This is a genomic window from Pelagibacterium sp. (assembly GCF_965249125.1).
Classification (GTDB): domain Bacteria; phylum Pseudomonadota; class Alphaproteobacteria; order Rhizobiales; family Devosiaceae; genus Pelagibacterium.
The window spans coordinates 1,911,472-1,936,211 of sequence record NZ_OZ252217.1; the positions used below are offsets into that span (position 1 = coordinate 1,911,472).

General features: G+C 62.3%; 25 protein-coding genes and 1 pseudogene. 12 read left to right on the plus strand and 14 right to left on the minus strand.

The genetic code is table 11. From position 1 onward, the window contains the following. Positions 1–38: 38 nt before the first annotated feature. On the plus strand, positions 39–662 hold the full coding sequence (locus ACP148_RS09405; protein WP_421950651.1) for a MarR family winged helix-turn-helix transcriptional regulator: 624 nt from the start codon (positions 39–41) through the stop codon (positions 660–662). Here ACP148_RS09405 and ACP148_RS09410 read toward each other — a convergent pair. After that, on the minus strand, positions 642–1,508 hold the full coding sequence (locus ACP148_RS09410; protein ID WP_421950652.1) for a LysR substrate-binding domain-containing protein: 867 nt from the start codon (positions 1,506–1,508) through the stop codon (positions 642–644). The two genes, ACP148_RS09405 and ACP148_RS09410, sit on opposite strands and share 21 nt — an antisense overlap. Before the next feature lie 106 nt (positions 1,509–1,614). On the opposite strand from ACP148_RS09410, the gene ACP148_RS09415 reads away from it, so the two are divergent. Further along, positions 1,615–1,890, plus strand: a complete 276-nt coding sequence (locus tag ACP148_RS09415; protein ID WP_421950653.1) for a DUF1127 domain-containing protein — start codon at positions 1,615–1,617, stop codon at positions 1,888–1,890. Positions 1,891–1,914: 24 nt separating this feature from the next. Here the strand turns inward: ACP148_RS09415 and ACP148_RS09420 are convergent, their stop codons facing one another. Together ACP148_RS09420 and ndk are read right to left on the minus strand one after the other, a co-directional pair. Further along, positions 1,915–2,829 carry a hypothetical protein gene (locus ACP148_RS09420; RefSeq protein WP_421950654.1) on the minus strand — a complete coding sequence of 305 codons (915 nt, stop codon included), beginning with the start codon at positions 2,827–2,829 and terminating at the stop codon, positions 1,915–1,917. 286 nt (positions 2,830–3,115) lie between these two features. Further along, positions 3,116–3,538 (minus strand): nucleoside-diphosphate kinase, encoded by a 423-nt coding sequence (ndk, locus tag ACP148_RS09425; RefSeq protein ID WP_421950655.1) that lies wholly within the window; start codon positions 3,536–3,538, stop codon positions 3,116–3,118. Positions 3,539–3,697: 159 nt separating this feature from the next. On the opposite strand from ndk, the gene ACP148_RS09430 reads away from it, so the two are divergent. Both ACP148_RS09430 and ACP148_RS09435 read left to right on the plus strand, forming a co-directional pair. Further along, positions 3,698–5,572, plus strand: a complete 1,875-nt coding sequence (locus tag ACP148_RS09430; protein WP_421950656.1) for an ATP-binding cassette domain-containing protein — start codon at positions 3,698–3,700, stop codon at positions 5,570–5,572. 92 nt (positions 5,573–5,664) lie between these two features. Beyond that, the gene (locus ACP148_RS09435) at positions 5,665–6,522 is read left to right on the plus strand and encodes a DUF4344 domain-containing metallopeptidase (RefSeq protein WP_421950657.1); all 858 of its coding nucleotides are present in this window, start codon (positions 5,665–5,667) and stop codon (positions 6,520–6,522) included. 341 nt (positions 6,523–6,863) lie between these two features. Here ACP148_RS09435 and ACP148_RS09440 read toward each other — a convergent pair whose 3' ends face one another. The 3 genes from ACP148_RS09440 to ACP148_RS09450 form a co-directional block, all read right to left on the minus strand. Then, positions 6,864–7,481, minus strand: coding sequence for a YitT family protein (locus ACP148_RS09440; protein ID WP_421950903.1), 618 nt, complete (start codon positions 7,479–7,481; stop codon positions 6,864–6,866). Further along, positions 7,481–7,930, minus strand: a complete 450-nt coding sequence (locus ACP148_RS09445; RefSeq protein WP_421950658.1) for a DNA polymerase III subunit chi — start codon at positions 7,928–7,930, stop codon at positions 7,481–7,483. Before ACP148_RS09445 ends, ACP148_RS09440 begins: the two co-directional genes overlap by 1 nt. Before the next feature lie 68 nt (positions 7,931–7,998). Further along, on the minus strand, positions 7,999–8,592 hold the full coding sequence (locus tag ACP148_RS09450) for a TetR/AcrR family transcriptional regulator (RefSeq protein ID WP_421950659.1): 594 nt from the start codon (positions 8,590–8,592) through the stop codon (positions 7,999–8,001). A gap of 80 nt (positions 8,593–8,672) precedes the next feature. Between ACP148_RS09450 and ACP148_RS09455 the strand changes: the two genes are divergently transcribed. Beyond that, complete coding sequence (locus tag ACP148_RS09455; RefSeq protein ID WP_421950660.1) at positions 8,673–9,584, plus strand: SDR family oxidoreductase; 912 nt, start codon at positions 8,673–8,675, stop codon at positions 9,582–9,584. Between the two features lie 81 nt (positions 9,585–9,665). Then, positions 9,666–10,115, plus strand: a complete 450-nt coding sequence (locus ACP148_RS09460) for a GNAT family N-acetyltransferase (protein ID WP_421950661.1) — start codon at positions 9,666–9,668, stop codon at positions 10,113–10,115. A 69-nt stretch (positions 10,116–10,184) separates the two neighbouring features. Here the strand turns inward: ACP148_RS09460 and ACP148_RS09465 are convergent. Next, a pseudogene (locus ACP148_RS09465) lies at positions 10,185–11,682 on the minus strand (leucyl aminopeptidase). Positions 11,683–11,876: 194 nt separating this feature from the next. On the opposite strand from ACP148_RS09465, the gene ACP148_RS09470 reads away from it, so the two are divergent. The 6 genes from ACP148_RS09470 to rsmA all read left to right on the plus strand — a co-directional run bounded on the left by ACP148_RS09470 (position 11,877) and on the right by rsmA (position 19,310). After that, a complete protein-coding gene (locus ACP148_RS09470; RefSeq protein WP_421950662.1) occupies positions 11,877–12,956 on the plus strand; it encodes an LptF/LptG family permease in 1,080 nt (359 codons plus the stop codon). Beyond that, positions 12,953–14,032 carry an LptF/LptG family permease gene (locus tag ACP148_RS09475; RefSeq protein WP_421950663.1) on the plus strand — a complete coding sequence of 360 codons (1,080 nt, stop codon included), beginning with the start codon at positions 12,953–12,955 and terminating at the stop codon, positions 14,030–14,032. The genes ACP148_RS09470 and ACP148_RS09475 overlap by 4 nt, the downstream gene beginning before the upstream one ends. Further along, on the plus strand, positions 14,032–16,311 hold the full coding sequence (locus ACP148_RS09480) for an LPS-assembly protein LptD (protein ID WP_421950664.1): 2,280 nt from the start codon (positions 14,032–14,034) through the stop codon (positions 16,309–16,311). Before ACP148_RS09475 ends, ACP148_RS09480 begins: the two co-directional genes overlap by 1 nt. Before the next feature lie 236 nt (positions 16,312–16,547). Beyond that, the gene (locus ACP148_RS09485) at positions 16,548–17,468 is read left to right on the plus strand and encodes a peptidylprolyl isomerase (RefSeq protein ID WP_421950665.1); all 921 of its coding nucleotides are present in this window, start codon (positions 16,548–16,550) and stop codon (positions 17,466–17,468) included. Positions 17,469–17,481: 13 nt separating this feature from the next. Then, entirely contained in the window at positions 17,482–18,468 is a 987-nt protein-coding gene (gene pdxA / locus ACP148_RS09490) for a 4-hydroxythreonine-4-phosphate dehydrogenase PdxA (protein WP_425033442.1), read from the plus strand. Continuing rightward, the gene (rsmA, locus tag ACP148_RS09495) at positions 18,465–19,310 is read left to right on the plus strand and encodes a 16S rRNA (adenine(1518)-N(6)/adenine(1519)-N(6))-dimethyltransferase RsmA (protein ID WP_421950667.1); all 846 of its coding nucleotides are present in this window, start codon (positions 18,465–18,467) and stop codon (positions 19,308–19,310) included. Before pdxA ends, rsmA begins: the two co-directional genes overlap by 4 nt. A 51-nt stretch (positions 19,311–19,361) precedes the next feature. On the opposite strand, the gene ACP148_RS09500 is transcribed toward rsmA, so the two are convergent. The 7 genes from ACP148_RS09500 to ACP148_RS09530 all read right to left on the minus strand — a co-directional run bounded on the left by ACP148_RS09500 (position 19,362) and on the right by ACP148_RS09530 (position 24,685). Then, positions 19,362–19,775, minus strand: a complete 414-nt coding sequence (locus ACP148_RS09500; protein ID WP_421950668.1) for a type II toxin-antitoxin system VapC family toxin — start codon at positions 19,773–19,775, stop codon at positions 19,362–19,364. Next, entirely contained in the window at positions 19,772–20,020 is a 249-nt protein-coding gene (locus ACP148_RS09505; RefSeq protein WP_421950904.1) for a type II toxin-antitoxin system VapB family antitoxin, read from the minus strand. Before ACP148_RS09505 ends, ACP148_RS09500 begins: the two co-directional genes overlap by 4 nt. Positions 20,021–20,183: 163 nt before the next feature. Beyond that, positions 20,184–20,828, minus strand: a complete 645-nt coding sequence (gene gmk / locus ACP148_RS09510) for a guanylate kinase (RefSeq protein ID WP_421950669.1) — start codon at positions 20,826–20,828, stop codon at positions 20,184–20,186. A gap of 39 nt (positions 20,829–20,867) precedes the next feature. Continuing rightward, positions 20,868–21,761: a YicC/YloC family endoribonuclease gene (locus ACP148_RS09515; protein ID WP_421950670.1), complete on the minus strand. Its 894-nt coding sequence runs from the start codon at positions 21,759–21,761 to the stop codon at positions 20,868–20,870. A 2-nt stretch (positions 21,762–21,763) separates the two neighbouring features. Beyond that, positions 21,764–22,906 carry an endolytic transglycosylase MltG gene (mltG, locus tag ACP148_RS09520; RefSeq protein WP_421950671.1) on the minus strand — a complete coding sequence of 381 codons (1,143 nt, stop codon included), beginning with the start codon at positions 22,904–22,906 and terminating at the stop codon, positions 21,764–21,766. 246 nt (positions 22,907–23,152) lie between these two features. Continuing rightward, entirely contained in the window at positions 23,153–24,415 is a 1,263-nt protein-coding gene (fabF, locus tag ACP148_RS09525) for a beta-ketoacyl-ACP synthase II (RefSeq protein ID WP_421950905.1), read from the minus strand. Positions 24,416–24,448: 33 nt separating this feature from the next. Further along, positions 24,449–24,685, minus strand: a complete 237-nt coding sequence (locus ACP148_RS09530; RefSeq protein ID WP_090595791.1) for an acyl carrier protein — start codon at positions 24,683–24,685, stop codon at positions 24,449–24,451. Between the last annotated feature and the right edge of the window lie 55 nt (positions 24,686–24,740).

Here is a 24,740-nt window from a genome sequence, read left to right on the forward strand (position 1 = left end):
TGCAATTGCTTTTGGCATGTATTTAAGGATCATCTCCCATGCCGACACGACAAGACACATTGCGGGGCCTTTTGACCAGAAGCGGCAAGAATGCCGATCTGGCAGACGCCCTGATCCGCATAGACAATGTGGTTCAGAACTGGCGCCGCCAGATGCACAAGCGCGAACTTGGGCACCGGGCGACACGCGCGCTGGGTCTCGATCTGGATATGGCGCAGATCGACGTGTTGTTCGCTATTGCCAACCCTTCCCTTCCTTCCGACCCCAACGCCGATGACGAGACAATGGTTTCAACCGTTGCCGAGCGGCTGTACATCGACCCGTCGCGGGCCAGCCGGCTGGTGGCGGAAATGGTCAATTCCGGCTATGCCCGCCGCGCGGTATCGCAGCGGGACGCACGACGCACGATTCTTGAGCTGACCCCTGCCGGCGAAGCTGTGATCGATGCGGTTCGAGGCTACAAATGGCTGTTGCTGGGAGAATTTTTCAGCAGCTGGACCGCCGAGGACGTTGCCGCCTTCGTGCCACTCCTTGAGCGCTATTCGAGCTGGATGAACAGCAGCGAAGTGGCTGAAGAAAAATTTGCCGACAAAATCGATGAACTGGCCCGCTCGATCGAACAGGCCAAGGCCGAGGTCGAGTCAGGCAGCAAGAGCAGGTGAACTCAGCTCCGATTTCACATGGGCGATAAAGGCGTCCAGCATAGGATTGGCAGCGGAGGTGCTGCGCTTGATGCCGATCTCCGCGATGCCCAGCGGGTAGCGGGCATCCATTTCCTCAAGGATACGCAGGCCGGGACTGACGAACCATGAGGGAGCGACGGCGACGCCGAGCCCGTCACGGACCGTGAGCCCGATAAGGGCCGCGTTCGAGGTCGCGACGGCCAGCCGCCAATCCCTGCCATCGCGGGCCAGCGCGGCGGAGGCCATTTCCCGCCACGAGCATCCTACCGACCATGCGCAGAACGGCAGCGGATCTGCGAAATGGGCCGATGTGCCTTCCCCGCCGATCCAGTGCAGCCGGTCGGCGCGCAGCATTTCCATTTCGCTATCGCCGGCGCGACAGGAAATTATGGCGGCATCGAGTTCGCCTTCGGCCAGCATGTCTCGCAATTGCGCTGTCGAGCCCGTGATAACTTCCACCTGAACGGCGGGATGGGCCGCGCCGAAAGTGCGCAAGGTGCCCGGCATGAAGGCCTGCGCGTATTCATCGATAGCGCCAAGGCGCAGATTGCCACTCATTTCGACGGGCTGAAATGCGCGCAGTGCTTCATCGTTGAGCCGCACCATGGAGGCCGCGTATTCGAGCAGTTTCAGTCCGTCCAGCGTGAGGACGTTGCGCCGCCCTTCCCTTTCAAAAAGCGGCACACCAACGATCTCCTCAAGGCGTTTCATCTGAGCGGATACCGTGGACTGGGTCTTGTTCACCTTCTCGCCGGCGGCGCCGAAACTGCCGGTTTCGGAAATGGCCAGAAAGGTGCGCAGAAAGTCCGGATCGAGCGAAAACACTGCGATTTCCTTTCATCAGTAATTTCGATGAGTTTAACAAAAAACATTCGTTAGATCAATTCATCGGGCCGATCCATGATGGCGTCATCGCACAAGGAGACGACCGATGACCCTATTTGAACGGAACGATCTATTTGAACGGGACGACTTCGTGGAACGGCTGCGGTATCGCGCCACTGTATGGCGTTACCTCAAGCTGGTGGTCTCGGGCTGGTGGGCCGACCGGCGGGCGCATGCCCAACGGCGGCGGGGAATGGTCCAACTGGCCCAGATGGCAGACTGGCAGTTGCGCGATATCGGACTGGAGCGCAGCGATGTCGACCGGCTGCTCGACCGACACGGAATGGCGCGCGACCGGGTCAAGGCAATCGAGGCGCGATAGGAAGCTCTCCCGGCCCCTCGTGTCTCAATAGACGTAAACGTTGAGCACGGCCCCTTCGGTGGCCATCGCGAAAACATCCTCGGGCCCGCGCGCCGCGCGCTGGAGGGCCAGCGAGACCAGCTGGTCGCCGGCCGCCGCGCCACGCAACGCAGCGAGCCGGGCATCGGCTTGCATGCGGCTTTCCACGGCCTGGCGCGTATCGGCGCAAAAGCCCATCGAAACGACACGCACATTGGGGACCCGGCCCCAATTGCCCAAATTGGTGTTCTCGAAAAGAAACATCGCCCAGTCGGCGCTCGCGGTATCGCAGTTTTCATCAGGCGTGGCGGTAATTTCGGGCACCAGCTCGGGGGCCGGCTCCGGTGTTGCCTCGGGCCCTTCCGGGGCGGCGTCGGCCAGGGCAACCTCCACGATTTCGGGCTGCAACCCTTCAAGGGTTGGCGTCATGCCGGGCAGATCGAGCCATTGGGGAACGCCAGACTCCGACGCCGCCGGTTCGGGACCGGGAGCGGCAGGTTGCGGTGTCGGCTCGGGCATGAAGCTGACGAAAGACTGGCGTATCATCTCCTGGTGGGTGGGGGATGGCGGGGTTTCGGCGACCGGTGCGGCGATCAGGGGCTCCGGGTCCGGCTCAGCGGCAATCTGTGGCGCGGGAGGTTCGGGGGCCGGTTCGATGGCAGCGACCCGGGTCACCGGCGGTTCTGCCACGGGTTCGGCGGCGACGATTTCAGCCACAAGGGCTTCGGCCTCCGGCTCTGCGGCGGTGACCTGGGGGGCAACCATCGGCTCGGCGACAAATTCGGCCACACCGGGTTCCGTGCCGCCGGGGTCCGCATCCTGCAATCGAACGATCGCCACTGCGGCAATGGCGCCGAACGCAAACGCCGATACAAGGACAAGCATTGCTATGCGCAATGCGTAGCCGTGTATGCTCCCCATCAACCGCGCCTTTCCATAAAGGCAGAGCGCGCTCACCCGAGGGTGGGCACGCAGCCGCAAGCTTGGTTCCGGGGATATGCTTCCAACCTTTCGGCGGGACCCGTGGCGGCAATCGTTTTGGCCTCTTTGCCGCCCGGTTCACAAACACCCGGACTCGCTGTGCAGCTTATGGGCTATCGGTGCGGTGATGCAACTCGCAAAAAAAAGACGCCGCGTCCCCAAGAACGCGGCGTCCATGATATCGGTGCGAACCTGCCGCCGTACGACTCTCGCCGCAGGCTTTTGGTTAGCCAACGATCTCGTCGTCAGAGAAGAAGAACTTGATTTCTTCGGCGGCGGTTTCCGGCGCGTCCGAGCCGTGGACGGAATTTTCGCCGACCGAGAGGGCGAATTCCTTGCGGATGGTGCCGGCGTCGGCGTTTTCGGGGTTGGTGGCGCCCATGACTTCACGGTTCCTGGCGATGGCGTCTTCACCTTCGAGAACCTGGACGACGACGGGGCCGGAAATCATGAAATCGACCAGTTCGCCGAAGAAGGGGCGTTCCTTGTGGACGGCGTAGAAGCCTTCGGCCTGTTCGCGGGTCATCTGAATGCGCTTGGAGGCGACGATGCGCAGGCCGGCATCCTCGAATTTGGAGATGATCTTGCCGGTGAGGTTGCGCTTGGTGGCGTCGGGCTTGATGATCGAAAACGTGCGCTGAATGGCCATTGTTGTCTGGTCCTTATGGGAATGGATCGGAGGAAGTGGGGCCTTTTAGCGTCAGGTTATGGCGGTGGCAAGACGGCTTGGTGGCGTGCATGGCACGCACCTGCCCTGCGCGCGCACCACTTGCGCCGACCGACAGTCAAGGTTACTCACCGCGCCATCATGCTTACGATTACCAACCTTCATTACAAGATTGCCGGGCGTCCCCTGTTCGAGGGGGCGTCGGTGACGTTGCCCACGGGGGCCAAGACCGGGTTCGTGGGTAAGAACGGGTCGGGCAAGACGACGCTGTTTCAGTTGATCCAGGGGTTTATCGGGCCCGAGCAGGGATCGATCGAATTGAGCAAGCGGGCGCGGATCGGGGCGGTGGCGCAGGAAGCGCCGGCCAGCGAGATGAGCGTGCTCGACATGGTGCTGTCGGCAGACAAGGAGCGCACCGCGTTGCTCGAGGAGGCCGACACGGCGCATGATCCGCACAGGATCGCCGAGATTCACACGCGGCTGGCCGATATCGATGCGCATACGGCGGAAGCGCGGGCCAGCGCGATCCTGAAGGGTCTGGGATTTTCCCTCGAGCGCCAGAACGGGCCGTGCAGCGAGCTTTCGGGCGGCTGGCGGATGCGCGTGGCGCTGGCGGGGGTGCTGTTTTCCCAGCCCGACCTTCTGCTTCTGGACGAACCGACCAACTATCTCGACCTCGAAGGCACGCTGTGGCTGGAGAAATATCTGGCGACCTACCCCTATACGGTCTTCATGATTTCCCACGACAGGGATCTGCTCAACAAGGCGGTCAATTCGATCGTCCATCTCGAGCGCGGCAAGCTGACCTTTTACAAGGGCGCTTACGACACCTTCGAGGAAACGCGCCGCATGCAGATGGAGCTGCAGAATAAGGCGCGGGAGAAAACGCTCGCCCAGATCGAGCACATGCAGAAATTCGTGGACCGGTTCAAGGCCAAGGCGACCAAGGCCAAGCAGGCCCAGAGCCGGGTCAAGGCAATCGCCAAGCTGCGGCCGCCCGAGGCGCTGTTTGATGAATATGCGGCGCCGTTCAGCTTCCAGCAGCCCAAGAAATCGCCCGCCACGCCGATGATCACCTTCGACAATGTGTCGGTGGGGTATGGGGAGACGGTTATTCTGAACCGGATCACCAACCGGATCGATCCGGACGACCGGATTGCGCTGATCGGGCCGAACGGGAACGGCAAATCGACATTTGCCAAACTGCTTTCGGGCGAACTCAAGCCGATGGGCGGGCAGATGCTGCGGGCGAAAACGCTCGAGGTCGCCTATTTCGCCCAGCACCAGCTCGATCACCTCAAGCCCGAGCAGACGCCCTATGAGCATGTGATCGAGCTGATGCCGCTCGAAAGCGAGGCCAAACGCCGGGCGCGGGTGGCGCAGATGGGGCTTTCGACGACGCGAATGGACACGAAAGCGAAAAACCTTTCGGGTGGCGAGCGGGCGCGGCTTTTGATGGGGATCATCACGTTTGGCGGGCCGGGCATGCTGGTGCTGGACGAGCCGACCAACCATCTCGACATCGACAGCCGCGACGCGCTGGTCCATGCGCTCAACGACTACAAGGGCGCCGTGCTGATCATCTCGCACGACCGCCATCTTATCGAAGCGACCTGCGATACGCTGTGGATTGCCGAGAACGGCACGATTGCCGAGTTCGAGGACGATCTGGACGGATATCAGAAGAGCCTCACCGCAAACGGGGCGAGCGGGACTGGCGGGGGCGGTTCGGCATCGGACCGCAAGCGCGAGCGGCAGGAAGCAGCCGCAAAGCGGGCCGAGCTGGCGCCGTTGCGCAAGGAAATCAAATCCATCGAGCAGAAACTGGAGTGGAAGCGCAAGGATCTGGCCAAGATCGACAAGCAGCTCGACGATCCGGCGCTTTATACCGGCGATCCGGACAAGGCGATTGCGCTGGGGATCGAGAAATCGAAATTCGAGGGCGAGATCGCGGCGCTCGAAGACCAGTGGCTGGACAAGAGCGCGGAACTCGAAGATGCGCAGGCGGACGCCTGAGAGGTTTCTTTACCGAACCGCGCCAAGTTGTCTGGAACAGGTTTATGCCCCGCGCTAAGGTGGCTCAAGACGAAGCGGGGCGAGGATCGAGCATGGCGAAACGGGTGATTGCGGCGCTTTTGGCGATGCTGGCGGGGGTCGCGCCGGCGGCGGCCCAGCAATTGACCAATGCGCAGCGCGATGCGGCCATCGAATTCGCGCTCAACAACACCCGCCACACGATGCTGCACGAGATCGGGCATCTGCTTGTCGATCAGCTCGATCTGCCGGTACTGGGGCGCGAAGAAGATGCCGTGGACATGCTGGCAACGCTTCTGATGCTCGATACTGGCACCGAGGCGGACGTGATCGGGCTGCAGGACACCATCGAAGGGTGGCTTTACTCGGAGAGTTTCCGGCCCTCTCGCGGCTACGTCAACTCGGCGTTTTACGGCGCACACAGTCTCGACATCCAGCGCTCCTATGCCATGGCCTGCCTGATGGTGGGGAGCGACTATGACCGCCATACCCAGTATGCGACGCGGATTTCCCTGCCCATCGATCGGCAGAAAAGCTGCGCTGAAGATTATCGGATCGCCGAACGGGGCTGGTCGATGGTGCTCGAGCCACATCAGCGCGAGGGCGCGCCGGCGTCCAATGTCACTGTCCAGTATCGCGACACACGCGGGCAATATGCCGAGGCACAGGCGCTTCTGGAACAGGCGCAGGTGCTCGAGCAATATGCCGACTGGGTGGCCAAGAATTACGTTTTGCCCAACCCGGTGCAGATCACCGCTGAAAATTGCGGCGAGGTCAACGCGTTTTATGACCTTGAAAGCCGCGAGGTGATCCTGTGCTATGAGTGGGTCGATTTTTTCTATGAACTTTATGTGTCCGACATCATGCCGGTGCGCGAGCATTTCGAGATGATGCGCAAGCTCAAGCTGGAGAAACTGGGGCGGGTGGAATAGGACGGATCGAGACTGGTGCGAGAGGCCGCCCTTTACGTTTCGGCACCCGAGGTTCCAAATTGTGCAGAATCGGATTTCTCGCCTTCGCTGCTCCGGCGAAAGCCGGAGCAAACGGCCACGCTGCTGGGCCCCGGTTTTCACCGGGGAAGCGAACAGTGGGAACTTCCAGTTTTCCAGCGCTGCCGGTTACTGGATCCCGGGTCTTCGCCCGGGATGACCAAGGTGGTGGACCGCCTACCTAGAGCCGTTCAGGATTTGATTGAATCAAATCCTCGGCTCTAAACCCTTGTTTTGTCGCGTGTCCGAACCGCAAAACCGTTTCCACTTTTGCTGGACACGCTCTAGCTCACACCCATATACCGCCCCGGCTTGTGGTTCAAAATGATGACCAGGCTCATGAAGGCGGCGCCGACCAGCGAGAGCAGCACCCTGTCGATGGGCAGGATGAACAGGGCGGCGATCAGGATGAGAAAATCGATGCCGAACTGCACATAGCCGGCGGGGATCTTGTGATTGTCCTGCAGGTAGAGCGCCAGGATATTGACACCGCCCAGGCTGGCGCGATGGCGGAACAGGGCGAGAATGCCCATGCCCATCATGGCGCCGCCGGCAATGGCGGCAAAGAACGGGTTTATTCCCGAAATGTTGAGCCAGTTGGGCATCAGCGCGGGATAGACCGAGACGAGCCCCACCGCGATGAAGGTTTTGAGCGTGAACTGCCAGCCCATGCGCATGAAGGCCAGAATATAGAACGGCAAATTGACCACGAAGAACACCGCGCCGAACGGCAGGCCGGTGGCGTATTGCACGAGCAGGGCCAGGCCGGCTGTGCTGCCGGTCGTGATCTGGGCTTCGGAATAGAAAGTGACGCCGAGCCCGACAAACAGGGTGCCGAGCAGGATGGCGAGGAAATCTTCAAGCGGGGTGTGCTTGACCCTGGGTTCGAAGGAGGAATCCATCACGCTTTCTTGCTCCAGCGGCCCTCGCCGTCCTGTTGCCAATAGGTGAGGTCGTAAACCGGCTTGAGGGTGCGCCACACCTCGCGCGCTTCGGTGACGGCGTCGGGATCGTGGCCGTTGAAGATATAGACCAGCCGCTCATAGCCCTCGAGCTGGCGCGGGGTGGCGCGATCGACGAAAAAGCGGATGGCGGCGCCGTTGGGGTTTTCATCGCCGCCGGTCAGCAGCACCGGCTGGACCGCATCGGCTTCCTCCCCGCGCGCGACGGCGTGAGGCAGAAAGCTGTCGTCGGAATAGGTCCAGAGCGCTGAATCGATGGTTTCGAGCCGCTCGGCGCTGCCCACCTCCACCACCGCCCGCCAGCCGCGCTCGATGGTCTTTTCGAGCAGCATGGGCAGCACGGATTCGAGCGGGCGGGTTTCGAGGTGGTAGAAGAGGAGATCGGTCATGGCGGTGTTATCGCATTGGGCGAGCCGGGGCGCTAGGGGATGGGGCATCGGACGATGGTGTATGCTGACTATCTTTGAACTGTTTCGCGAAACGCACCCGCTGCTGTGTCGAGTATAAGGGCTACAAAGTCCCGGAGACTTTGTTCGACATAGCGCTCCACCGATTGTTTTGGATCGAAACCCCACCAGAGCAAGGCGCCTTGCCAGTGTGTTGCCGCAAGCAATCCGATGCCGGCGGGAACGCCCGATTGCGCGAAGCAGGCATCAAGAACGGCGCAGAGTTGGTCTCGCCAGGCGGCGCCGCGCGCCCGCAACTGGGGGTCGCGCAAATCCTCGCGCAGGATCAACAGACCTTCCGCATAGGTATCGATGGTACCGTATTGTCCGGTGAGCCCCACGAGAAGTTCGATTGCCCCTTCGGGTGTTCTGGGAACTGACCCGGCGAGGCGCGCGGTATCAGCGTCCAGCCGATCCCAGGCGATGATAAGGGCTTTTTGCTTGAGGATGGCCTTGTTGCCAAAGCGCTGGACGAGCGTTGCGCCCGAGAGGCCACATCGTTTGGAAAGAGCGGCGAAAGTGAGCATCTCGGGGCCCTGTTCGTACATCAGGTCCAGGGCCTGGCGCAGCACAAGGTCATCGGACTGCGCTTTTTGACGGGGCATCTTGACTCCAATAAATAACCGAACGATTGTTTATATATGCAAATCGCTGAGAAGGCCAGCCTAGCAAAGGGAGGTCGGCAATGACACTTTCAGGAAAGGTTGCGTTGGTCGCCGGGGCCACACGCGGCGCGGGTCGCGGCATCGCAACAGAACTCGGAGCCGCCGGTGCCACTGTGTATGTGACGGGACGCTCCACTCGCGAGCAACCATCCGAATATGGCCGCACGTCCGAAACGATCGAGGAAACGGCCGAACTGGTGAGTGCGGCCGGCGGCAAGGGCATTGCGATCCAGGTCGACCATCTCGTTCCACAACAGGTCCAAACGCTGATCGAACGAATTCGGAACGAACAGGGCCGTCTCGATATTCTCGTCAACGACATCTGGGGCGGAGAAAAACTGTTCGAGTGGGACAAGCCGGTCTGGGACCATGATCTGGATAACGGTTTACGGCTGCTCAGGTTGGGGATCGATACCCACCTCGTAACCGCCCATTTCGCCCTGCCGCTGATGATCGAGCAACCGGGCGGTCTTCTTGTCGAGATCACCGATGGAACTGCGGACTATAACGCCGACCACTATCGCCTCTCGCCCTTCTACGATCTTGCCAAGGTTTCAGCAAACCGCATGGCGTGGGCCCATGCGAAGGATCTGGAAAAGCATGGCGCAACGGCGGTGTCATTGACGCCCGGGTGGCTGCGGTCCGAGATGATGCTGGAGTCGTTCGGTGTTCGTGAGGACAATTGGCGCGAGGCCACGGCCAAAGTGCCACATTTCGTAATTTCCGAGTCGCCTCGCTTCGTGGGTCGGGCCGTCGCCGCACTGGCCTCAGACAACGAACGCATGCGTTGGAACGGCCGATCGTTGTCGAGCGGGGGACTGGCGCAAATCTATGGGTTCACTGATCTTGATGGCTCGCGTCCTGATGCGTGGCGCTATCTTGTAGAGGTGCAGGAAGCCGGTATGCCGGCGAATGATACTGGATACAGATAGGTTCCTTCGATGCCACACTCCGAAAACCCACCACGGGATCGCTTTGATGCTGCGCCGGCCGGTGACGTGCGAAATGCGGAGATGGCCGAGATCGAAGATCTTGTCGGTCTCTGGCACTCTGGCTGGCAGGACGCGCACGCTGCGATTCTGCCGGCTGAGCTGTCGCGATATCGGACGCCGGCGAGTTTCCGGCAGCGGCTCATCGACAATCTTGCGGTTACGCGGGTTTCCGGTCCATTGGGCAATCCGTCCGGCCTATGCATGATCAAGCGGGATGAACTTTATCAGCTCTTTGTCGCGCCGGCGGCCAGAGGTTCGGGCACCGCAGCGGCACTGCTTGCCGACGGGGAAAGACGGATCGCTGCGTCCCAATTCACGACGGCGTGGCTGGCCTGCGCCATCGGCAATGAGCGCGCTGCGCGATTCTATGAAAAACATGGATGGAAGCGCGCGGGCCAGATGACCAACCGACTCCCGACGCCCGATGGCATCTTCAATCTCGAGGTCTGGCGCTACGAGAAGCGCCTGTAGACCAAATGGTCCGAATCCGGTTCGGATGAAGATCGCTGCGGGGCGATGTTGGCTAGAGGTACCCATCCGTTAACCCCCGTCCTCATACCCATCCCTTATCAGCCGATCGAACAACGCCACGCCGAACCCCGTTGCCCATGAGGTGTTCGTCTCGGTCGAGGCCTTGCCGAAGGCGGTGGAGGCGATGTCGATGTGGGCCCAGGGGACATCGCCCACGAAATGGGAGAGGAACTGGCCGGCGATGGATGCGCCGCCGAGGCGGCCGCCCTGGTTTTTTATGTCGGCGAAGCGGCTTTCGATGAGTTTGTCGTAGGCGGGGCCGATGGGGAGGTGCCAGACTTTTTCGCCCGAGGCGCGGCCGGCCTGCTGGAGTTTGGCGGCCAGGGAATCGGTGTTGGTGAAGACGCCGGCGTAATCCTCGCCCAGCGCGATGCGGATGGCACCGGTCAGGGTTGCGATGTCGAACATGGCCTTGGGCTTGAACCGGTCCTGGCAATACCAGAGAGCATCGGCCAGAACGAGACGGCCCTCGGCGTCGGTGGAGATGACCTCGATGGTTTCGCCCGACATGGCGGTGATGACGTCGCCGGGGCGGTAGGCGTTGGCGTCGGGCATGTTTTCGGCGAGCGCCAGGATGCCGACGGCGTTGAGTTTGGCCTTGCGGGCGGCGAGGGATTGCATGAGGCCGAGAACGGCGGCGGCGCCGCCCATATCGCCCTTCATGTTTTCCATCGAGGCGGCGGGCTTGATGGAAATGCCGCCGGTATCGAAGACGATGCCCTTGCCGACAAAGGCTATGGGAGCCTGCCCCTTCTTGCCGCCGTTCCACTGCATGACCACGAGACGCGGGGGGCGAACCGACCCCTGCCCTACGGCCAGGATGGCGCCCATGCCGAGGGCTTTCATCTGCGTTTCGTCGAGCACTTCGACCGACAGGCCGAGATCGGCCAGGGTGTTGGCGACATCGGCGATGTCGGAGGGGCCGAGCAGATTGGCGGGCTCGTTGACCAGATCGCGGGCGAGAATGGTGCCGTCGGCGACGGCGAGGGCATCGTTGATGCGCGGACTGCATGCGCGATGCCTCGGCAACCACGAAGGTCAGCGCGGTTGGATGGGTCGCGCCGTTTTTGCGGCGGGTGCGGTATTTTTCGAAGCGATAGGAGCGCAGGCGGGCGCCGGCACCAAGTGCGCCGACCAGATTCGGGGTCAATCCCGCCTCATCGAGCACGATTACGGCATCGGAGACGGCGGCGGCGTCGAGCTTGGCGAAAAGCGAGCCACCTCGGTCGGCCCAGGCGACGTCATTGTCCCCTTCCCCATCGGCGCCGCGACCGAGCACCAGAAGGCGGTCGCAGTCGAGGCCCGTGGGAGCGGCAATGTCGATCATGTGGCCGGGGCGGCCGGAAAAGCCGGTGGCTTTGGCGATGCGGGAGAAATCGAGGCCGGTGCGCTTCCAGAGCCCTGACGCCACCGGGCCCATTTTGCCGTCGCCATTGGCGTAAAGGACGATGGCGGAGGGGGATTTGGGCAGGTTTTCGGTAAGGGAGATCGAGAGCGTTTGCGGCATGGGCGCGGCAACCTTGGCTGGCGGGGCGTAACCGGCGAGGATTCGCCGGACTGGATGGGTCGAGCATTGTCCGCGGGCGCCGGTCCCGTCAATGCGCAGCCATGATTTGACGCCCTGTGTTGCCACGCTGCGCTTTTTGCCGCCACACGAACAGGGTAAAAGCACATCTGACTCGCCGGCACAGGACTCCCTTCTTGGACAGACTTTCGCGATATCTGCAGAGCCAGTTCTTTGCGCAGGCTCTTACCATTTTCGCGGCGGGCGGCGCGCTGATCTGGCTGATGCAGCTTTTGCGGCTGTTCGACCTGGTTTCGGCCAAGGGGCAGAATTTTCTCACCCTGATGGGCCAGAGCGGGCTGACGACGCCGACCTTTGCGCGCTCGATCCTTTATGTGTGCTTTGCCATCGGACTGGTGCGGGGGCTGCGGGCACTGCAATCGTCGCGCGAATTGCACACAATCCATGCCGGGCAACGAACCAGCGCATTGTGGCGGGGGATCGTCTCGTTCACGCTGGCCGGGGCGGCGATCGTGACGCTGGTGACCAACTATATCGAGCCGCATTCGCGGCGGATCTCGGCGGACTGGTCGGCCGAGATCGCGGCCGATGTGGTCGGGCGGGCGCTGGTGCCGGGGCGGTTCACGGAAATCGAGGATGGGCTGGTGTTCTCGATCTCGGCGCGGCGGCGGGACGGAACGCTTGTCGATTTCTTCTTCGACGACACGACGAATGAAACGCGGCGGACCTATTTTGCGCAAACCGCATCGGTGTTTCAGGACGAGACGGGCTACCAGCTTATCCTCAACAATGGCGCCATCCAGTACGAGAGCGCCGAGCGGCAGGGTTTGAGCCAGATCCGGTTCGCGCAATACCATATCAGCCTTGCCAGCCTGATCGATGCGGCGTCGCGCACCACGGACGCGGCCCAGACCGACAGTTTCGGGCTGATGGCCAAGGTCATGCAAGGCAGCGCGACGCGCGAAGAGATCAAGATGCTCAACGAGCGGTTTGCCGACACCCTGCGGGCGCTGGCCATCTGCGCGCTGGCGGCGGCGTTCTGCGCCTATCCCGATGGCGGGCGCGGGCGGCGGCGCATGCCGATGGAACTGGTGATCCTGCTGGTGGCGTTCGCCGAGCAGGCGGTGAGCGCGTTTTCGGGCGGCGGGGGACGCCATTTCATAGCGCCGAGCGTGATCCTTGCGTTCTCGCTCGGCCTGTTGTGGCTGCGGAGCCGACGCGCCTTCATCTTTCCGCGCTGGAGGGTGGTGCGATGAACAGGGTTGGGCGTGTCGTCTGCATCCGCCTCGCCGCCAGGATCGGGCTGGTGGTCGGCATCTTTTTCGGGATCATCCTGCTTGTCGAATTTCTCGATACGGGACGGTTCAACCAGACAGCGGCACTGGCCGGGCCGTGGACATCGACAGGGCTGGCCTTTCTGAGCGCGCTGCGCTGGAGCCTTCTGGGGCTGCCGGTGACCGTGCTGATCGGGGCCATCGTGGGGCTGATCGATCTGCATTCGCACCGCGAAATGGTGATCATCAGCGCGTCGGGGCGATCGATCTGGTCGACAATGCGCTGGCCGATCCTGATGATCATTGTCTCAGGGGTGATCGTGACGACCGTCGTCGACAGCTTTGCGATCAGGATCTACCAGCAGCTCGACGCGGCGCAGATCGGTTGGGGGCGCGCCTATGGAGTGCAGAACCGGGAGACCTGGTTCAACCAGACGGGCACGGATGGGGACTACATGCTCTATGCGCGCACGGTGACCCAGGGCGGCACGCGCCTACGCGACGTTTCGATATTGCGCCAGCAGCCCGAAGGCGGGACCGGCACGCGCATCCACGCGCGCATGGCCGAACTCGAGCCGGGGCACTGGCGGATCACCGACGGGATGATCCTCGACATCGACAGGGCGCCGCGCGCCTTTGCCGAAATGACGCTGGCGACCACCGCAACGGGATCGGAGCTGAGCCTGCAACTGGGCACGGCCGAGGACATGTCGTGGTTCGATCTGCGACGGGCCCTGCGCAATGGAATCGCCGACCCGTTTGCCCGGGCGGCGGCGGAGACGCGTTTTCAAAAACTCAATGCCGTTCCGTTCGTTCTTGTGGGTGCTTTGCTGATTGCGTTTGCCTTTACCGCCGGTTATCGAAGAACAGGGCATTATGGGTGGACCATCGTCTATGGAATCGTCCTGGGCCTGGTCGTGTTTGTAATCACGGAGATGGCTGACCGGGCCGGCTCGGCAGGCGTTCTCGACCCGATCGCGGCGGCATGGGGCCCTGCCCTTGTTGCCATCGTTATCGGTTTGACCGTGATCCTGCGTAGAGAAGACGGGCGCGTTTGATGAACAAACCACCCCTGGGGGCGACATCGGTGCGGCGTGGCGCACTTCTGGCCGGCGTGATGGCCGCAGCGCTCGCGTTTGCACCCGTGGCAAACGCCCAGCAGCTCGTTCCCGCGGATTTCTTTTCGCGTATTCCCAGCAGCGCCAGTGGCGATATGGCGGTTTCCGCCGACACCATGGTTTTCGACTCGCGCGACGATACGGTGGTGGCGCAGGGGCGCGTGGGGATCAGTTTCGAAGGCTATCGCGCTTCGGCCGACCGGGCGATCTATTACCAGCGTTCGGGACGGGTCGAACTGGTCGGCAATGTCGCGCTGATCGACCCTGAGGGCGTCGAATATATCGCGGACCGGGTTGAGCTCGAAGACGGGTTCCGCGAGGGCTTCCTGCGCGCGCTGACCGTCGCTTTTCCCGATGGCAGCCGTTTTAGCGCGGCGGAGACCAGTTTTGACGAAGGCGTCGAGCGGGTTTACGTCGATGGCAGCTACGCGCCGTGCGGGACATGTATCGACGCGAAAGGCAACCGGATCGGCTGGTCGGTCAAGGCCGCCCGGATCGTTACCGACGAGACCGAGCGGGTGATCTATTTCGAACAGCCCTCGCTGCAATTGCTGGGGTTTTCGGTGCTTTCGCTGCCCTGGCTGACGCTGCCGCAGGGTGAGCGCGTCGAGTTCCCTGTCCTCAGCTACGATGAGAGATACGGCGTTGCGGTGTCGCTGCCGTTCTTCCGCTATCGCATTGCCGACGGCTCGCTGGCGATTACCCCGATTGCCTATTTCGGCCAGGGGCCCGGCGTGGCGGTCGACTGGCGGCAGACGGTCGGCGATGTGAGCTATCGGGTGAGCGCCTCGGGGGTCTATCAGTTCAACCCGGGCGTCTATAGCGGGCTGGCCAACCGCAATGTGCGCGGGGCGGTGCAGACCAGCGGCACATTTACGCCGACCGAGGAATGGACACTGGGGTGGTCCTATACCGCGTTCACCGATCCGGGCTATCTGCCCGACTACGACATCGCCAGCGGCACCGAGCGCAATGAGGTCTATGCACAATATCTCGATACCGACACCTATGCCGATATCCGGGTGCAGCAATTCGTCCGGTTGGGGAACAGACCCAACCAGGCGGCGTTCGAAAGAATTCTCGACCAGCAGGCGCTGACCCACCCCAATGCGGTGATCGATCATGTCGTCGATCTCGAGGGTGATGCGGGCCGCGTCGAGCTGAGTGGTCGGCTGTTGGGTCTGACACGGGCGCTGGACGATACCGGCCACGGGTTCGTGCACGGCTATGAGGGCCAATCGGTCCACGCCATGATGCAGGCGAGCTGGTCCAACCAATATATCGTGCCGGGCGGGTTGGCGGTTTCGCCTTACGTGGGGCTGCGGGGCGATGCGGCGTCCTATGACGGGGCGAGCCCGCTGGCCAGCGCCCCGGCGGCGCAGAGCCTTTTCTCGGCAACCCCGATTGCGGCCCTCGATATCCGCTACCCGTTGCTGGCGCGCACCAGTGGGGCTGCGCATGTGATCGAACCGATCGCGCAACTTGTCTATCGCGACGGAGAGGCGGTGCCCGGCATCGTCAACAACGATTCCCAAGGGTTCGTTTTCGACGACACCAATCTTTTCAGCTTCAACCGGTTCTCGGGGGCCGACCGGCAGGAAACGGGCCTTCGGGCCAATGTGGGCGGCCAGTTCCAGACCAGTTTCGACAATGGCGGGTGGCTGAGCGGGCTGATGGGGCAATCCTTCCATCTGGCCGGAGCCAATGGCTTTAACGCCAATGATGGCAGCACGGCGGGTGTCGCGACCGGGGTGAACGCCGACGCGTCCTATGTCGTCGCCGGTTTGCAGGGCGGCTATGGCGGGCTGGCCGGTGGGGCCAAGATGCAACTGGACCCGGCGAGTGGAGACATACCACGCGTGCAGCTTTCGGCTTCGGGTGAAGTGGAAGGGGTTCGGGTGACCGGCGACTATGTGTTTATCGCCGGCGAGGCGGCGCTGAACCAGCCCCAGAACCGTCACGAAGTGGCCGTGGGCGCCGAAGTGCCGGTGGCCGATTACTGGACGGCCAATGCGGGGGTGGCCTGGGATCTGGCCGCCAATGAATGGCTGCAGGCCACGGCCGGGCTGACCTATGATGACCAATTTCTGGCCTATGGCGTCCAGACGCGCTGGACCGGGCCGACACACCGGACGGCGAACGACTTCCGGGTCGGCGTCACCTTCAGCCTGAGCGGGCCGGAGAATTCCGAAGTCGTCGATGTTGATGGCCGGTTCTGAACTCGGCCATAAAAGCCAATTCCATTCCGGACCGTAACGTTTTAAACAGAACGCCAATCGCAACTGCCGAATTTGGCCGCATTTGTGCTAGAGGACGGCTTTGGCCGGAGCATTTCCGCATTCCTTGGAATCGCGTCAACTGCTCCAACGCCTTATTTATCGCGCTTCCGAACCGGATAAGTGGTTCCCACTTATCCTGGAAGTGCTCTAAAAGACGCTTTTAGGGAGCGGAACACATGAGACAATGGCTCGTATTGAGAACCGCTGGCATCTGTCTGGCTTTGGGCCTGGCCCTGATGGCGGCCGCGGTGCAGGCGCAGGGCGCACGGGTGACCGTGAACGGCCAACCCATCACCGACCAGCAGATCAACGACCGCGCAAATCTGTTGCGCCTCGAAGGACAGGGATCGAGCAATTCGGCCCGCATTCAACTGGCGACCGACTCCCTGATCGACGACACGATCAAGCTGGCCGAAGCGTCCCGTCTCGGCATTTCCGTCTCGGATGGGCAGGTCGATTCCGCGTTTGCCAATATCGCGACCAACATGCGTTCGAGCGTGTCCAACCTTAACGGCATCCTGACCCAGAACGGGGTAAATCCCCAGAGCCTGCGCGATCGACTTGAAGCCGCAATCGCCTGGCAGCAGGTGGTGTCGCAGGTGCTGCGTTCACGGGTCCAGCTTTCCGAACTCGATCTTGAAATGCAGGCGGCCGAGCAGGTGACCCCGGCGCTTGGCTTTGACTATATCCTGAAAGAAGTGCTGTTCGTCATTCCGCAGGGATCGGGTATTTCCGCCTCGCGGCGCACGGCGGAGGCCAATCAGTTCCGCAGCCGCTACAATGGCTGCGACACGGCGGTCGATTTGGCCATCCAGTTTACCGATGCCGCCGTCCGCGATTTGGGCCGGCGCCACGCGACCCAGCTTCCAGAGCCCATTGCCAACGAGTTGGCGGGGCTGACAGTTGGCCAGATTTCCAGCCCGCGCGTCGTCGAGAACGGCGTTTCGATGCTGGCGATCTGTGAAAAGGCCGAAGCGCAGGACCTGACCTTCCTGACTGAAGAACTGCGCCAGGAAGCGGGCACCGACGCCTTGCAGGCAGAAGCCGAAGCCTATCTTGGCCGCTTGCGCGCCAGCGCTTCGATCGTCCGCCGCTAGCAGGGGAGGAACCGTGACCCCGCTTGCGCTCACCATGGGCGAACCGGCCGGCATCGGTCCTGACCTGATCCTGCAACTTTATGCCGACCGGCGGTCCCTCGGGCTGCCGGTCTTTGCCGTTTACGGGCATGCCGGTTTTCTGGCGGCGCGGGCGAAACGTCTGGGCCTGGAAATCGAGGTCAAGGCCGGAGCGCCGGAGGACGCGGCAGACGTGTTCGAGAGCGCCCTGCCGGTGATCGATATTGCCGTTGACGTGGACGACACGCCGGGCGATCCCGACCCCAACACGGCACCTGTTGTGGTGGGCGCCATTGCCCAGGCGGTCGAAGCGGTGCAGTCGGGCCTGTTCGCGGGCGTGGTTACGGCCCCCATCCACAAGGCGGCGCTTTACAGCGCCGGATTTGAATATCCCGGCCATACCGAGTTTCTGGCCGCGCTTTGCGCAGAGGACGACACGATCCCCCTGCCCGTGATGATGCTGGCCCATGACGATTTGCGCACCGTGCCGCTGACCATCCATATTCCGCTGGCTGAGGTTCCGGGACAAATCACCCACGAATTGATCCTGGCGACAATTGGAGTGATCGCGCGCGATTTGTCGGCCCGGTTCGGCATCGCCAAGCCCAGGATCGGCGTGGCCGGTCTGAACCCGCATGCGGGGGAAGACGGGATGATCGGGACCGAAGAGGTCGAGACGATCGTTCCGGCCTTGGCCAAGCTGCGCCAGGAAGGGATCGACGTGTTCGGGCCCTTGTCGGCCGATACGCTGTTCTACCCGCCGCACTGGCGCAATTATGATTGCGTTGTGGCGATGTACCACGATCAGGCGCTGATCCCGATCAAGACCGTGGCGTTCGATGCCGGGGTCAACGTGACGCTCGGGCTGCCGATCGTGCGCACCTCGCCCGACCACGGCACGGCATTTTCGCTCGCGGGAACGGGCAAGGCTTCTCCCAACTCCATGTTGGCGGCGATCCGCCTTGCGGACGCGATTTCATGAGTCAGATCGATAGTTTACCGCCGCTTCGTGAAGTGATCGCGGAGCATGGGTTGCGTGCGAAAAAAGAGCTGGGGCAGAATTTTCTGCTCGATCTGAACTTGACGGCGCGGATCGCACGCAGCGCAGGCGATCTGACCGGCGTTACCGTGATCGAGGTGGGTCCGGGACCGGGCGGGCTGACACGGGCCTTGCTGGCGGCCGGAGCGAAAAGGGTCATCGCCATCGAGCGCGACGACCGTACGCTGCCCGCGCTGGCGCAGATTTCCCAAGCGTATCCGGGCAGGCTCGAGGTAATCTCCGCCGATGCGCTGGAGGTCGATTATCGGGCGCTGGCCGAGGGGCGGACCAGGATCGTCGCCAACCTGCCCTACAATATCGCCACCCCGCTTTTGACCGGCTGGTTGTCGCAGGAACCCTGGCCGGCGTGGTTCGAGAGCCTGACGCTGATGTTCCAGCGCGAAGTCGCCGAGCGGATCGTGGCGAGGCCAGGCGACAAGGCGTATGGACGGCTGGGGGTGCTGGCGGGATGGCGCGGCGATGCACGCATTGCCATGAACCTCGATCGGAATGCCTTCACGCCGCCGCCAAAGGTCACCTCGTCGGTTGTGCATATTGTACCCAAACCGGTGGAGGCCGACGTTCCGGTGCGGGCGCTTGAAGAGGTGACGCGGCATGCGTTCGGTCAGCGGCGCAAGATGATACGGCAGAGTTTGAAGGGGCTGGGCGTAAAGCTGGATGCCCTGTTTGCGGCGGTGGGCCTCAAGGGCGAAGAGCGGGCCGAGACATTACCGGTTTCAACCTATATCGCGATGGCGCGGGAAGTGGCGCGGCTGCGGGGCTGATCGGTTTTTGGCCGTTTACCGGCCGATAAAGCGCCCTTGTTTGCGGAGGCGCTAGGCGACCCAGGGCGAGATCAGATCGAGGCCGGTGGTTTCGAAATCGCGGATGTTGCGGGTGGCAAGGCGCCCGCCGTTCACGAGGGCGATGGCGGCGATCATGCCGTCAAATGCAGTTAGGCTGCGGCCACGACGCGCCAATTGTCCTACGATCGCGCCATAGGCCATCGCAGCCTCTTCGGTGAAGCTGAAAATTCGGCCGCTATACCGCTGGCGGATACGAAACAGTCCTTCCTCGAGCCGTTTGGCCCGTTCATCGGGCCGTATTCGCTCGATGCCAAAGGCAAGTTCGGCAATAGCGACGCTCGAAATCACAACTTCTGGATCGTGCGTATCGAGCCAGTGCATGACGGCGTGATCGGGCACTTTCTTCAGCGGCTCGGATATGACGTTGGTATCGACGAAGATCAAAGGTCGATGCCTTTGTACGGCTTGCGGATTTCGGCCAGCACTTTGTCGAGGTCGATGTCAGTGCTGCACTCAGCGTTCAAGCGCCGAAAAAAGTCCGCTGCCGGTTCCTGGCCGGTTTCCCTGACTTCATAGGCTTCGAGCGCGCGCTCCACCACTTCGGCGATGGTGCGGTTTTCGCGTTGGGCGAGCCGATGGGCGAGGTCGCGGGCCTTGCTGGAGCGGACGGAAAGTTGGGGTTGTGCCATTGGCGCCTCCATCTCCGGAGCATTTCCGCGTTCTTCGAACCGCGTCAATTGCTCCATGTACCTGGCTTGTCACGCTTCCAGAATAAGCGGTATCCACTTATTCTGGAAGCGCTCCCGGGGGCCCAAATATAGGCTTGAACCACCCTGCCATCAAGATGGCAGGCTAGCCCAGCGCGTCGATCTGGGCCTTGAGTTCATCGACGAAACCTTCGAGCTTTGTCTGGCGGCCGCGCTGGAGGCGGGCGCTGGCGAGGATGGAGCGGACCATCTGGACCGATTGCTCGAGGTCTTCATTGACCAGAACGTAGTCGTATTCCGAATAGTGCTCCATCTCCTTGCGGGCGTTGCGCAGGCGCTTTTCGATGGTGCCGACGCTGTCCTGCGCGCGGCGTTCGAGACGGGCGCGCAACTCGGCGATCGAGGGGGGGAGGATGAAGACGGTAACCATGTCGTCGCGGCAATTCTCATAGAGCTGCAACGTGCCCTGATAGTCTATGTCGAACAGGATGTCCTTGCCGGTTGAGAGCCGCTCCTCGACCTTTTCGCGGGGGGTGGCGTAGTAATTGCCGTGGACCTCGGCCCATTCGAGCAGTTCGCCCCGGTCACGCATCTTCTCGAAGGTCGGCACGTCGATGAAATGATAATGGGTGCCATCGATTTCGTCGGTGCGGCGCGTTCTGGTGGTGATCGAGACGGACAGGCGGATGTTTGGATCCTGAGCGAACAATTGCCGCGAGATCGAGGACTTTCCGGCCCCCGACGGCGAGGCGATCACCAGCATGACGCCGCGGCGCGCAAAATCCATCATTGTTTCCAGCCCCTGCCCGGTTCCGTCCAGTCCCAGAATTTATTCCAGATTCTGGACCTGCTCCCGTAACTGATCGATAGCCGCCTTGAGGTCAAGTCCGATGGCGGTCAGGCTCACATCATTGCTTTTCGAGCAGAGCGTGTTGGCCTCGCGGTTGAATTCCTGGCTGAGGAAATCGAGCTTGCGACCAACCGGGCCGCCCTTGCCCAAAAGCTCACGGGCGGCGGTTACGTGGGCGGTGAAGCGGTCGAGTTCCTCGGCTATGTCGGCCTTGGTGGCCAGGAGCGCCGCCTCCTGATGCAGGCGGTCTTCGGACAGGCCCTTGTCGGCGTCGAGCAGGACGGCGACCTGATCGCGCAGGCGGGCCAGGATCACGTCGCGTGAGCGGGCGGGATGGGCCTGCGCGGTCTCGGCCAGAAAGGCGATTTCCTCGATGCGCTGGGCGATGACGGCGCCGATGCGCTCGCCTTCGGCGTGGCGGGATTCAACGAGCGCGTTGAGCGCCACGCCGATGCAATCGAGAATAGCGGCATGCAGGCGTTCTTCGACATCGGGGGTCAGTTGCGGCTCTTCGGCCTCCATCACGCCCTTGAGGGCCAGGATGGATTCGATCGAGGGCTTGCGGGCCTCGATCCGCTTTTCGAGGCTTTCGATCAGGGCGAGGACGCGATCGAGGGCACGTTCATTGACCACAAGCTCGGCATCGGCGGCGTGACGCTGGAGGTTGACGAAAATCGAGACGGAGCCACGGGCAAGCTTGGCACCCACGAGGCGGCGGATGTCGCCATCGAGTACGTCGAGACCGGGTGAGAGGCGAGAGCGGATGTCGAGGCCGCGGCCATTGACCGATTTGATTTCGACGAGGATGGAATAGCCGTCGCTCTGGGCGCTGGCGCGCCCGAAACCGGTCATCGAGGCAAGCGGTTGTCCCATCGCTACTGGCTTTCGGCTGCGGGTACTTCGGCTGCGGCATCGCCCGCCTCGGCGGCTTCCTCGGCCTCTATGGCGTCCATTTCGGCCTGCGCCTCGGCATCGGCTGCATCCTCGGCGGCCTGGCGCTCGATTTCGCGATAGGCAGCGACGTTCCGCTGATGCTCGGCATAGGATTCGGCAAAGACGTGACCGTCCGACGGCACGGCGCCCTTGGCAACGAAATAGAGGTAATCGTGTTCGTCAGGATGGGCGACGGCGCGCAGGGAATCGATGCCCGGATTGGCGATCGGACCAGCGGGAAGACCATCGATCTGATAGGTGTTGTAGGGCGTCACCTGATCGATCTCCGAACGGCGCAGGCCGCGACCGAGAGCTCCCTGCCCCAGCGTGATGCCGTAAATGATGGTGGGATCGGACTGTAGGCGCATGCCGATCCGCAGGCGGTTGACGAAGACGGCGGCAACCTGCGGGCGCTCGCTGGCCAGCCCGGTTTCGCGCTCCACGATGGAGGCGAGAATGACGAGATCGGCAGGACTGTCGATGGGCAGATCCTCGTCGCGCCCTTCCCATATCTCGGCCAGCGTCGCGTCCATGGCGGCAGTCATGGCGTCGACCACCGACTGGCGGGTATCGCCGCGGCGATAGGAATAGGCGCCGGGCAGCAGGCTGCCTTCGGGCGGCAGGACCTCGATATTGCCCGTAAGCTCGGGATCGGCGTTGACGCGCTCGACAACCTGCCAGGAGGTAAAGCCTTCGGGAACGACGACCTGATGCTGGATGGGGGTGCCTTCGGTCAGTTCCTGGATAATATCGAGCATTGAGGAACGGGCGGCGATATTGAATTCGCCGGCGCGCAGATCGTCGCCACGACGCAAAAGGCGCGAGCCGTAGTTGAAGATGTCGGCGTTGGATATGAACCCCTGCTCCTCAAGGCGCGAGGCGACGGTGCCAAGGACATTGCCGGACTCGACCACGAAGCTGCGGTCGTCTTCGAACGGACCGTCGGCGTTGAAAACCGTGACGCCATAGATGAACACGCCGGCCACGCCGAGAAGGGCAAGCAGAATAAGGGTCAGCAGGCCGTTAAGGGCCTCGAAAAAGCCATTGGACGAGCGGCGGCGGTTCTTTTTCTTGCGGTCGGCCATGCGGTCGAGTTCCGTCCCTTCAGTCTGGCGCGGGCTGGGCGCCCGTCATATCAAGGATAGTCTATGCGTGCGAATCCGCATGGGCGCATGGCCATATGGGCCAAAAAATCGGGCGAAAACAAGAGTCAAATGGGGGATTTGGGCCGTTGGCACGGGGTTTACAACCTCTTCCGCCGGGGTGGCGGACAAGTGGCGGGTCCCCGGGTCAAGCCCGAGGACGACGACCGAAAAGTAACGGGTCCGGTGCTAGCCGACCTTGGAGAAGATCAGGGATGCATTGGTGCCGCCGAAGCCGAAGGAATTGGACAGCGCCACGTTGATTTCCTTTTTAACCGGCGTGTGCGGCGCCAGGTTGATGACCGTTTCCACCGAAGGATTGTCGAGATTGATGGTGGGGGGCGCGGTGTTGTCGCGCATGGCAAGCAGCGAAAAGATCGCTTCGACCGCCCCGGCGGCGCCAAGCAGGTGGCCGACAGCCGACTTGGTGGAACTCATCACGACATTGGGAGCTGCATCGCCCAGAAGCCGGGTGACCGCGCCAAGCTCGATCTCGTCACCGAGCGGGGTCGAGGTGCCGTGGGCGTTGATATAATCGATATCGGCGGCTGAAATCCCGGCGCGCTTGAGGGCGGCGGACATGGAACGGAAGCCGCCATTGCCGTCATCGGCGGGCGCCGTGATGTGGTGGGCGTCACCGGAAAGGCCGTAGCCAATCACTTCGCCATAGATATGGGCGCCGCGCGCTTTGGCGTGTTCGTATTCTTCGAGAACGACGATACCGGCGCCTTCGCCCATCACGAACCCGTCGCGGTCCTTGTCATAGGGCCGCGAAGCCTTTTCGGGCGCGTCGTTGAAGCTGGTGGAGAGCGCCCGGCAGGCGGCAAAGCCGGCAAGCGAGAGCCGGTTGATCGGAGATTCGGCACCGCCGGCCACCATGACGTCGGCATCGTCGAGCGCGATCAGGCGGGCCGCATCGCCGATGGCGTGAGCGCCCGTGGAACAGGCCGTGACGACCGAGTGATTGGGGCCCTTGAGGCCATGCTCGATGGAAACGTAGCCGGAGGCGAGATTGATGAGGCGGCCGGGAATGAAGAACGGGCTGATGCGGCGCGGGCCTTTTTCAGCGAGGGTGATCGACGCATCGTAGATGCCGCCGACCCCGCCGATACCCGAACCGATGAGGACGCCACTGCGCTCCTGCTGTTCGAGGGTTTTTGCCTCATAACCGGAATCGCGAAGCGCCTGAGTGGAGGCAGCCATGGCAAAGACGATGAACGGATCGACCTTGCGCTGCTCCTTGACCTCCATCCAATCGTCGGGATTGAACTTGCCTTCGGAGGTATCGCCCATGGGGATGCGGCAGGCGATCTGGCATGCCAGATCGCCAACCTCAAAGTCGGTAACACGCTGCGCGCCAGATTTGGACGCAAGGATATTGGACCAGACGGTCTCGTGACCAACGCCCAGGGGGCTGACGATACCGAGACCGGTGACGACGACGCGGCGCATTTTCATGGGCGTAAAGCTAACCGGCGAGGCCGATTACGCGGTTGCCTTGGTGAGGAAGGCGACGGCGTCACCGAAAGTCTGGATGGACTCGGCAGCGTCATCGGGGATTTCCACGCCGAATTCTTCTTCAAAGGCCATCACGAGTTCGACCTGATCGAGCGAATCCGCTCCCAGATCATCCATGAAGCTGGCCTTTTCAGTGACCTTGTCGGCCTCGACGTTGAGATGCTCCACGACGATCTTACGGACGCGATCTTCGATGTCGCTCATAGTGTCTTCCTTTTTTGCAGACTAAGAGTTCGTTGTTTAACGCTCTGCCTCTGGG